The organism is Autumnicola musiva (assembly GCF_031846585.1).
GTDB classification, from domain to species: domain Bacteria; phylum Bacteroidota; class Bacteroidia; order Flavobacteriales; family Flavobacteriaceae; genus Autumnicola; species Autumnicola musiva.
The window spans coordinates 1-3,060 of the sequence record NZ_JAVRHK010000044.1 but is presented as its reverse complement, the minus strand read 5'-3'; the positions used below and the strand labels follow the sequence as shown (position 1 = coordinate 3,060).

The window sequence follows — 3,060 nt, the reverse complement described above, 5'->3', positions numbered from 1 at the left end:
GGCATTAGTATTTTTGTTACTCTATTATTGAGTAGTCCATTGCATTTATAAAACTTTGTATTAGTTCCAAATTCTCACCTTCTTTAAAGATATCAATATCAAAATACTCTTTTTTGATTTGTTCATTTGATATTCTCATTTTGGTTAACATTGGAATTATACTTTTCAAATATCTATTGTAATAACCAATTATGTCATTTTTCTTATTTGGTATTTTATAACCGTATTTCCCTTCGATACTTACTATAATTAAACCTTTAAATCTCAGTCTTGATATAATTTCTCTTAAGTGCTCAACTGTAATTTGAGGATTAACCCTTTTTAGAATGTTCACTAACTCATAAGTCTCGGAAAGTCTATTTGGGTCAGTTTTATAAATTAATAAAAGGTGTTTTAGAAGTTCAATTTCTTCATTACTTGCATTTTCATTCTCAAGATATTCCAAGACAATTTTCACACATAATTTTCCAATTTTTATATCATCTTCACTTATTTCATTACTATAAGTTCCTAAATAATTTGAGGTTATAAATGGATAAAAATCAACAAATAATCTATCATTTATCAATTCAAATATTTTATCAGCATCTGAATCTTTATGGCTAAAGCAAAACACTTTTCCCACACAACCAGAAAAGAAATCTGCAATTTGAATTAAAGGTTCTTCAAATTTATCATCTGCTATTTTATATGATCTATTTGGGTTAAATAGGGTTGGTTGAAAAACTTTGCGATTAATATAACTACGCAGACTTTGTCTGAAACTTTCTTCTCCAATTTTATCAAAATATATTTCAAACTCGTCATATCTTTCTACAAATTGAGTTAAAAATAATCTTTGGAAGAACTTGTAAAATACAGTTTTATCTTCAAGATTTTCATTGTCGATTTTGCGTTTATCGACTACTAAACTAAAAATGCCAAAATCCATTTTTTTGAATTCTGATATCATTTTTAATCTATTTTTTATTTTAACCTTAACTGACTTTATAGGAGAACCTTGTCTGAATTTATCCGAAAGTTCCTGTCTAATTTCTTTAGCCTTTTCTAAATTACTTTCATCAATAACTACGGCTGTATAAATAAAATGTGAAGGTGTGCCGGCTTTCGTTTCCGTATCTAAGAAAGGATTTCCAAACTCGTCAAAATAAATATATGCTTTACTCATCTTAAATATTAATGCCAACGGTCCCGGTTATCGCCAGTTGGCGGAGTAAGGGACGCGGATTTGTCGGCTTGGTGTTGGTTTGTTGGTCAAGTTAATTATTTTCTTACTAACGCTGCCGCTTATTGGCGATGAACCGTTGTTACAAACTGGAACGAAAACCAAATGCTCATTAAAGATCTAAAATTTCAGATATCAGATTTTTGTATTCTTGAACATTTTTATTGTACTTTTTCTGAAGTTTGCTCCATAAGAATACGCCAATTGCTATTAATACTGCCGCAAATGTATATATAGCAATATTTGTATTATTATTCGCTATTAGGGCTATTATAAAACCAAAACCCAAAAACAAATGTGTAAATATTACTAATTTCCATAAAAAATGTTGCTTGAAAGTGATTTCTACTTTCGTTGCATTTTTAGTTTCTGTTCCACCTAATCTACCATTCACGATTACGTTATTATGATAAATTATGTACCAGGCGTATTGCAGTCGTTTGCGAATTTTAAATGAAATTGAATTCTTTTTATCATTTTTAATATTGAACACAAATCCATTAAACGACTCAAGTGAAGAATTTAATTTTTCACTTATCATGCTAGGAGTACTCTCCATTTTAAATTCCCAAGTTTTCATAATAGCATTTTTAAATTTTTAGCTTCACTTAATTTAAATGTGAAATTAATTATTTCTGTCAGATTTAACTCCTACATGAAATAATATGTGATGTCTAATCTGTAATTAATAGAATTTTAATATTGTTGGATTCCATTTTTACTTCTAATCTTAAAACTCTCAGTCGTTCTTGTTTGTAACGGTTACGGTTATCGCAAGTTGCGGGAGTAGGGACGCGGACTTGTCGGATTAACTATTTTCTTATTGGTTTCTAAAATTACATGTTTCGACCAAACCCGTTATTTGCGATGAACCGATGTTGTACTGCGTTTAATTTACGGATTTCGATCTAATTTCTTGGTTTTTTTATGGCTGCATTTTTTACTAGAGGTTCTTTCTTAATTGCTTTGCTAGATTGAAATTCTTTGCTTTCTAAAAGAAAATCGACAAGTGTCATGGTAGCATTAACGGCGAGTCTTGCATGGTGCTTTTTTGTTCTGAACTTATTTGCATGTCGATCCCCTGAATTATTGCTTAATCCAGCTAACCCTCCAACAATTGAATCTAAACCTGATAAAATTTGAATTATCGTTGGCGGAATTACTTTAGGATCAATAGTAAGATTGAGAATCTTTTTTACCTTTTTATACAAATTTTCAATCTTCCCGTCATTTTTTATTTCTTTCCCTTCATGTTTTTCAATAATTTCAATCATAACAGCTTCTGCCAAACTTCTAGCATTTGTTATTGCACCATTAAAATCATCATTTTCAATCTTATCATTGCATTTTTGAATTTGTTCTTGTATAAATTCATGATTAATGCCTTTCACTGTTTCTGGCTCAACTAAAATTCCTTTGGAATCAGTTATTTTATAAAAATCTCCGATTAGCTTTAGTTCATATCCATCGAACTTTAAGAATTTGTTTAAAGCCTTAATTGTTTCATTAATATCAATCTGAGATTCCATGAAATCTCGAGGATCCACTGAATCTTCTATTATGGATTTGAGTTCTTTAGTATCATTAAATTCTCGAATTTTTTCTTCTGTATATCTCCATCTTGAAGGAAAACCTTCTCCATATTGATCCTCAGAACCATATGTCACGAAAAAATCTACAAGTTCCTGACCTGTCTTGTAAGGAACTAGTCCAGTATCACCACATAATGCTCTTCCTAAAAATCTTATCGTTTTTTCACTAATTTTCATAATTTTAAATGCAGTACAACGGTCCCGGTTATCGCCAGTTGGCGGAGTAATGGACGCGGATTTGTC

The 3,060-nt window shown here is 30.3% G+C and carries 3 protein-coding genes; all 3 read right to left on the bottom strand.

From position 1 onward, the window contains the following. Positions 1-16: 16 nt before the first annotated feature. Positions 17-1,168, bottom strand: a complete 1,152-nt coding sequence (locus tag RM539_RS19635; protein WP_311505120.1) for a DUF3800 domain-containing protein — start codon at positions 1,166-1,168, stop codon at positions 17-19. A 169-nt stretch (positions 1,169-1,337) separates the two neighbouring features. After that, positions 1,338-1,805, bottom strand: coding sequence for a DUF423 domain-containing protein (locus RM539_RS19630; protein ID WP_311505119.1), 468 nt, complete (start codon positions 1,803-1,805; stop codon positions 1,338-1,340). Positions 1,806-2,133: 328 nt separating this feature from the next. Continuing rightward, a partial coding sequence (locus RM539_RS19625; protein ID WP_311505118.1) for an abortive infection family protein occupies positions 2,134-3,060 on the bottom strand: 927 nt, incomplete at its 5' end.

Coding starts and splice junctions, on each gene's coding strand:
- RM539_RS19635 (WP_311505120.1), bottom strand. CDS start 1,168: ATGAGTAAAGCATATATTTATTTTGACGAGTTTGGAAATCCTTTCTTA.
- RM539_RS19630 (WP_311505119.1), bottom strand. CDS start 1,805: ATGAAAACTTGGGAATTTAAAATGGAGAGTACTCCTAGCATGATAAGT.